Origin of the sequence: Thiohalobacter sp. (genome assembly GCF_027000115.1) — a bacterium.
Lineage (GTDB): Bacteria > Pseudomonadota > Gammaproteobacteria > Thiohalobacterales > Thiohalobacteraceae > JALTON01.
In genome coordinates, this window is sequence record NZ_JALTON010000032.1 from 47038 (window position 1) to 54109 (window position 7072).

Consider the following 7072-nt stretch of genomic DNA (forward strand, 5'->3'; position numbering starts at 1 on the left):
GCGGTCGGAATGTTGCGGCCGGCGCGTGGGCGGTCGCTCACTCGTCGAGACGGATTTCGACGTAGGCCTCGTCGCGCAGCCGCCGCAGCCAGAGTTCCAGTTCCTCGTCCATCTTGCGGCGATGAATGAAGTCGCGCGCCTGGGCGCGGCGGAAGTCTTCGGTATTGTCGTGGGTACGGCGATCGAGCACCTGGATCAGGTGCCAGCCGAAGCGGGTCTCCACCGGCTGGCTGATCTCGCCGGGTTGCAGGCGATTCATGGCGTCCTCGAAGCGCGGTACCAGCTCACCGGGGTTGACCCAGTCGAGGTCGCCGCCGCGCGAGGCCGAGAGCTTGTCCTGGGAATTGGCGCGCGCCAGGGTGGCGAAGTCCTCGCCGCCGATGATGCGTTCCCGGAGCTGCTGCAGGCGGGTCAGCACCTCGTCGCGGGATTGCAGGGCGTCGGGCCGGAGCAGGATATGGCGCACCCGGGTCTGGGTGACCACCTTGCGCTCGTCGCCGCGTATGTCGATCAGCTTGATGATGTGGAAGCCGCTGGGGCTGCGGATGAGGTCGCTGACCTCGCCCGGCTTCAGCTTGCGTACCACGTCGGCAAACAGGCTGGGAAGCTGGGCCGCCTTGCGCCAGCCCAGATCGCCGCCCTCCAGGGCGTTGCGGTCGTCGGAGTAGGCGATGGCCGTGCGCGCGAAGTCGGCACCGGCACGCAGTTCCGCGAGCACCTTCTCCGCCTCGCGGCGGGTCTCGGCGATCTGTTCCGGAGAGGCGCCTTCCGGCGTGGCGATCAGGATATGGCCGAGTCGGTACTGGCGGCCCTGGTCGCCCCAGGCGCTCTGGCTGGCAAGCAGGTTGTCGATTTCCTGGTCGGTGACATTGATGCGATTGCCGACCATCTGCTGGCGCAGCCGGTTGATGCGGATCTGATTGCGCAGGTCCTCGCGGAATCGGGCCCAGTTCTGCCCGTCGCGTTCCAGCACCTTGCGGAATTCGGTCAGGGTCATGCCGTTTTCGCGAGCGATGTTGCGCAGGCTGGCATTGAGCGTCTCGTCGTCGACGCGGATGTTGTTCTGGTCGGCGAGTTGCAGCTGCAGGCGCTCCAGGATGAGCCGATCGAGCACCTGACGGCGCAGGGTGTCGTCGTCGGGCAGCTCGGCCTTGCGGGCAGCAAGCTGCTTCTTGACCAGCCGCAGCCGGTCCTCCAGCTCGCTGACGAGGATGACATCGTCGTTGACCACGGCGACGATGCGATTGAGTTCGGCAGGCGCCGCCTGGACGGGCAGGGCGCCCAGGCACAACAGGATCAGGAACAGCTTGGCAAGCAGGTTTTTCATTGCAGTCCGCCGGAATGTTTCAGTAACCGAGGATACCACTTCGGAGCGTTTCACTGACGGGATCGCCGAAGCTGGTCAGACCCTTGAGCTCGATCTGGAACAGCACGGCCGTGTTGCGCTCGCCTGCGGTGTTGTTGATATAGCTGCGGCCCACCAGCCGGGCAATCCAGCAGCAGGTTTCGTATTCGACGCCGCCCAACCCTTCGAGCAGGGTGCTGTCGGGCAGCGAATGGCTCCAGCGCCCGACCAGTTGCCAGCGCGGCGTGAGCTGCCACAGGCCGGACAGGGTGACCTGTTCCAGACGGTCGGACCGATAACGGTAGACAAGGTTCAACAGCCGTCGCTCGCCAGGCCGGTACTGCAGGCGCAGGTTGCTGCGGTCGGTCTTGGTTTCGTGGGGATCCCATTGCAGGCCGGCGGCCAGCGACCAGGCCGGGCTCAGGGAGAGATCGGCCAGCGCCACCAGGTTGGAACTGGCCTGGCGTTCGGGTGCCCTGCCCGGCAGGGTCACGGTGCGGTCACGGAAATAGAGGATGTCGCCCAGCGCGAAACGGGCGCGCTGGGCACCGCTGGCCGGGTCCAGCAGGCGGCTGGTCACGGCCAATGTGAGCTGGTTGGCGTCGCCCATGCGATCGGCGCCGGTGAAGCGGTTGGTGGCGAACAACTGGGCGTAGCTGAAGTCGCGCAGGCTGGTGTCGAACACCGGGATGGCCGACTGGTCGCGCTCGGGGACATAGAGATAGAAGGCGCGCGGCTCCAGGGTCTGGGTGTAGCGGGTGCCGAACCACTCGGTGCTGCGTTCTAGAAACAGGCCGCCGTCGAGGCTGGCGATCGGGTTGGTGCGGGTCGGCGCATCGGGGTCGCCCGCGGCCACGCCGTCGAGCCGGTAGCCGGTGTGCCGCAGCGCCAGTGCCGGGGTGAGGAACCAGGCGGCGCGGCCCAGCGGCAGGCTCAGTGTCGGTGTCAGATCGTAGCGAGTGCCGGTGACGGCATCGGCCTTGTCGAAGCGCACGACTTCGGCGTTCAACTGCAGATCGATGCCCCCGGGATGCCAGTCCGGCCGGGCAGCCAGGCGCAACTGCGGCAGGCGCCCGTAGGGGCGGCGGGTGGCGGGGATGGTGCGGTCGACGGTCTGGAAGTCCTGCAGCCGGCCGCTCAGCGTCCACTGTGGTGCGCTGTAGCGCAGTTCGGCGACACGGTTGATGTGGGTGAGGGCGCTGAGACCGAGGTTGTCGCCCAGGTCCTCGAAGTACTCGGCATCGGAGACGCTGCGGATGTCAACGCGGGCCTGCAGCCGCTCGCTCAGCCGGCCCTGGTGGCGAATGCCGAGGAGTGTCCGGTCGCGCCCGCCGAAGGCATCGTCCGAGGGCAGGTACTCCAGGTCGAGCTGCCCGCGGCTGTCGCGGGTGAGGTAACGGTACTCACCCTTCATCATCAGGCCGCGCTTGCCCAGGTAGCGCGGGGTGAGGGTCGCGTCGCGATTGGGGGCGATGTTCCAGTAGTAGGGGATGCGGATATCGACGCCGCCTTCGTCGGAACGGCCCCAGCCGGGCACCAGAAAGCCGGACTTGCGGCGGTCGTCGATGGGGAAGCTGAGCCAGGGACTGTAGAGCACCGGCACGCCGCCGGCCTCGAGCCGCACGTGGCGGGCCTTGCCGACGCCGCTGGCCTCGTCGAGCACCACCTCGCGGGCACGCAGGCGCCAGCTTTCGGCATCGGCGTCGCAGGTGGTGTAGGTGGCGGCCTCGAAGCGCTTGCGGTCGGCGCTCTCCTGGAATGCTGCCGCGGCCTCCCCTCGGGCGTGGCGGCCGCGCAGCGCGTAGTGGACGTCATGGATCTCGCCCTGGTCGCTGTCCAGCGCCAGTCGCGCCCGGTTGCCCGTGACCGCCAGTTCGGGGTCGTCGAGTCGCACCCGGCCCTCGGCCTCGGCCACGCCACGGGTCTTGTCGTAGCGGATCTCGTCGGCGGTCAGGCGCTGGCCGGCACGCTCGATGCGGGCCCCGCCGCGCAGCAGGAAGCGGTTGCCCTGTTCGTTGCGGGCCTCGCGCGCGGCCATCCGGGTTTCGGTCTGTCCCGGGCCGGGCAGGGGTTCGGCAAGGGGTGCCAGCGGTCGGCACAGGCGTGGGGTGGCCGGCGCGGGCGGCGTTGCCGGCGCCGCCGCCGCGGCGGGTGCGGTCGCCACGGGCGTCGTCGGGCCCGGTGACGACGCCGGCGCGGCGGTGGGTGCCGGGGTGCGCGGCGCGGGGACCGGTTCGTCGCCCGCGCCGGCACACTGCCACTGGCCGTCGGCGCCGGCGCGGCAAAGCCATTCGGCCAGGGCGGGCTGGGCCAGGGCCAGGCCGCACAGCAGCGGCAGGGTCAGTCGAAAGGGGGGTCGATCGGTCACGCGGTACCCGTTGTCGTGGTCTGCGGGCGGCCCTTCGGGACGCCGGTCGGACAGCCGTCCGGCGGCTGGCGAGCGCCCCGTAAAATCGCATAGAATGGCTTTTCCTTCAATCATTTCGTTGCCCGCCACGTGTCCCCTGGCCGATTCTCCCGGAAGTCCCTGGTACTGCTGGCCCTGGTCCTGGTGGCCGGGCTTCTGCTCGCCACCCGGCCCGATCGCAGCGTACCGCCGGCGGAACCGGCGCCGTTGGCGGTGACGGTGGTCGAGGTCGCGCAGCGGGACCTGCGGCCGACCGAGACGCTGACCGGGCGGCTGCTGCCGGCGCGCCGGGTCACCCTGCGCAACCAGGTGGCGGGCAGGGTGCGCGAGCGACCGGTGGTCGCGGGGCAGCCGGTGACGGCAGGCGCGCCACTGCTGGTCCTGGACGATGCCGACTATCGGGATGCCCTGGCCGAGGCACGCGCGGCACTGGAACTGGAACGGGCATCGGGTGCCCGCGACCGCGAGCTGCTGGCGCTGGCAAGGCGCCGGCTCGCGCTTCAGCAGGCCGAGGTGAGGCGCCAGGCATCGCTGGTCGGGCGCTCGCTGGTGGCGCAGTCGCGGCTGGACCAGGCGCGCGCCCAGGCGGTGCAGCTGGCGTCCGAGGTGGCGCGGCTGGAGGCGGCGGTGGCGGCCTCCGAGACCCGGGTGAGGCTGCAGCAGGCCCGCCTGCAACGCGCCGAGCGCGATCTGGCGCGCACCCGCATCAAGGCGCCCTTCGATGGCCGGGTGAATCGCTTTCTGGCGGAGCCCGGCGACTATCTGGCGGTCAACAGCCGTGTGGCCGAATATATCGACGCGGCCCGGCTCAAGCTGCGCGTCGATGTGCGCGGCGCTGTGGCACGGGGCCTGGCGCTGGGCCAGGCGGTCGCGGTGACGGTGAACGGGCGCAGTGCCTCCGGCCGGGTGCACAGCCTGCAGACCGATCCCGATGAACGCACCCTGACCCACGCCGTGGAGATTCGGCTCCCCGGCTCGGTGGCGCGGCCGGGCGACTGGGCCCGGGTGGTGCTGCCGCTGGCGCCGCTGGACGACGTGCTGGTGGTGCCGGTGACGGCAGTGCTGCGCGAAGAGGGCCATGCCTTCCTGTTCGAGGTGGATGCGGGTCGGGTGCGCCGGGTCGAGGTGACCGCCGGTCCGCGGGTCGGCGACCTGCAGGTCATCGAGCAGGGGGTGACTGCGGGTACCCCGGTGGTGGCGCGCGACGTGGCCGCGCTGGCCGACGGGCTGCCGGTGACACCGCTGGCGCCCGATGCCTGATCCGCGATGTCGCTAATCCGCTATTCCATCCGTCATCCCCTGATCACCAACCTGCTGCTGGTGCTGGTGGTCATCCTGGGCGTGCTGTCCTGGCAGGCCATGCCGCAGGAGATGTTTCCCGTGGTCGAAAAGGACATGGTGCGCATCAGCACGGTGTTCGAGGGCGCCTCGCCGGAAGAGGTCGAGCAGCAGGTGACGCTGCCCATCGAGGAAGCCTTCGACGGCCTGTCCGACATCGACGTGATGACCTCGGCCAGCGGCGAGGGCCGGTCGGTCATCACCCTCAAGCTCAAGCCGGGTGCCGATGTCGACCAGTTCATGCGCGATGCGCAGACGGCGCTGGACCAGATCACCGAGCTGCCCGAGGAGGCCGAGGCGCCGGAACTGACGCGGCTGGAGACCCGCTTTCCGGTCATCAGCATGAGTCTCTACGGCGCGGTCGATCCCGGTTATCTGTACCGGGTCGCCGACGATGTGCGCCGGCGCATGCTGGCCATCCCGGGGGTGGCGGCCGTGGGCGTGGCGGGGCGGCGCGAATGGGAGCTGTGGGTGGAGGTCGATCCCGACCGGCTGGCTGCGGCGCGCCTGCCGCTGGCCGCGGTCGCCGCCGCCCTGCGCGACAACCTGCGCGATCTGCCTGGCGGCACGCTCAAGGCGCGGGAGGGCGACATCCTGTTGCGCGGCATGGGCACGCCGCCGGTGCCCGACGCGGTGGCCGACATCGTGCTGCGCACCGGCGAGTCCGGCGGCCGGCTGCGGCTGGGCGAGCTGGCCAGGGTCGAGCTGCGGCTGGAGGAACCGGTCACGCTCGGCCGCTTCAATGGCAAGCCTTCGGTGAACCTGACCGTCACCAAGACCGCGGATGCCTCCACCATCGATGTCTCCGATGCCGTGCGCGCGCTGGCCGCCGAGCTGCGCCGGGAACTGCCGCCCTCGCTCGGGGTGGGGCTGTTCTCCGACCTGTCGGTCTACGTCAAGACCCGCCTGGAGACGGTGAAAAGCTCCGGCGCCGTGGGCCTGGTGCTGCTGCTGATCTCGCTCTACCTGTTCCTGAACTTCCGTATCGCGCTGATCACGGCGCTGGGGATTCCCGTGTCCTTCCTGGTCGCGGTCGCGACCATCCACTACCTCGGCTACACCATCAACATGGTGTCGCTGTTTGCCTTCCTGATTGCGCTCGGCCTCATCGTCGACGACGCCATCATCGTCAACGAGAACATCTATCGCCACATGGAGCTGGGTGCGCCGGCGGGGCTCGCCGCCGAGCGCGGCGCGCGCGAGGTGTTCTGGCCGGTACTGGCCTCGACCACCACCACCATTGCCGCCTTCCTGCCCATGTTCGCCATCGGCGGCACCATGGGTGCCTTCATCGAGGTCATCCCGGTGGTGGTGAGCGCGGCCCTGCTCGGCTCGCTGTGGGAGGCCTTCGCGGTGCTGCCCTCGCACGCCAACGACCTGCTGCGGGTGAGCCCGGCGCCGCGGCGCCGGCGGGTGGACTGGCAGGGCTGGCTGGCGCGCTATCAGCGCATCCTGCGCTGGAGCCTGCGCAACCGTTATTTCGTCGCCCTGCTGTCGATCGCACTGCTGGCGGTGGCGCTGGTCTATGCCGCCACCCGACTGCCCTACCAGCAGTTCGGCCATGTCGACATCGGCCAGTTCTTCATCAATGCCGAGGCACCCAACACCTACAGCCTGGAGGACACGGCCCAGCTCGCCGCCGAACTGGAGCAGGTGGTGATGGCAGCGCTGGACGAGGACGAGCTGGACACCCTGCTCACCAATGTCGGTGTCACCCTGATCGACTTCAACCGATCGCGGCTGGGTTCGCAATACATACAGCTCATCATCGACCTCAAGCCGATGAAGCCGCGCGGCTTCATCGAGCGCTTCGTCAATCCGGTGGTCAACCTGAATTTCTCCCGGGAGGGCACGCGCACCCGCCCCACCGAGGCCATCATCAACGATATCCGGGATCGCATCGCGCGGGTGCCGGGCATCCGGCGCATGTCCATACTGCGCCCGCAGGGTGGCCCGGCCGGTTCCGACATCGAGGTCGGCAT

At 69.6% G+C, this 7072-nt stretch carries 4 protein-coding genes; 2 read left to right on the plus strand and 2 right to left on the minus strand.

Annotated elements, in window-relative coordinates; translation table 11 throughout:
- Positions 1-37 precede the first annotated feature (37 nt).
- Entirely contained in the window at positions 38-1327 is a 1290-nt protein-coding gene (locus tag MVF76_RS05165; protein WP_297527728.1) for a peptidylprolyl isomerase, read from the minus strand.
- 19 nt (positions 1328-1346) lie between these two features.
- Positions 1347-3713 carry an LPS-assembly protein LptD gene (locus MVF76_RS05170; RefSeq protein ID WP_297527729.1) on the minus strand — a complete coding sequence of 789 codons (2367 nt, stop codon included), beginning with the start codon at positions 3711-3713 and terminating at the stop codon, positions 1347-1349.
- Between the two features lie 129 nt (positions 3714-3842).
- Here MVF76_RS05170 and MVF76_RS05175 point away from each other — a divergent pair, with 129 nt between their 5' ends.
- Positions 3843-5012: an efflux RND transporter periplasmic adaptor subunit gene (locus tag MVF76_RS05175; RefSeq protein WP_297527730.1), complete on the plus strand. Its 1170-nt coding sequence runs from the start codon at positions 3843-3845 to the stop codon at positions 5010-5012.
- Positions 5013-5018: 6 nt separating this feature from the next.
- The coding region (locus MVF76_RS05180) for an efflux RND transporter permease subunit (RefSeq protein WP_297527731.1) at positions 5019-7072 on the plus strand (2054 nt) is incomplete at its 3' end.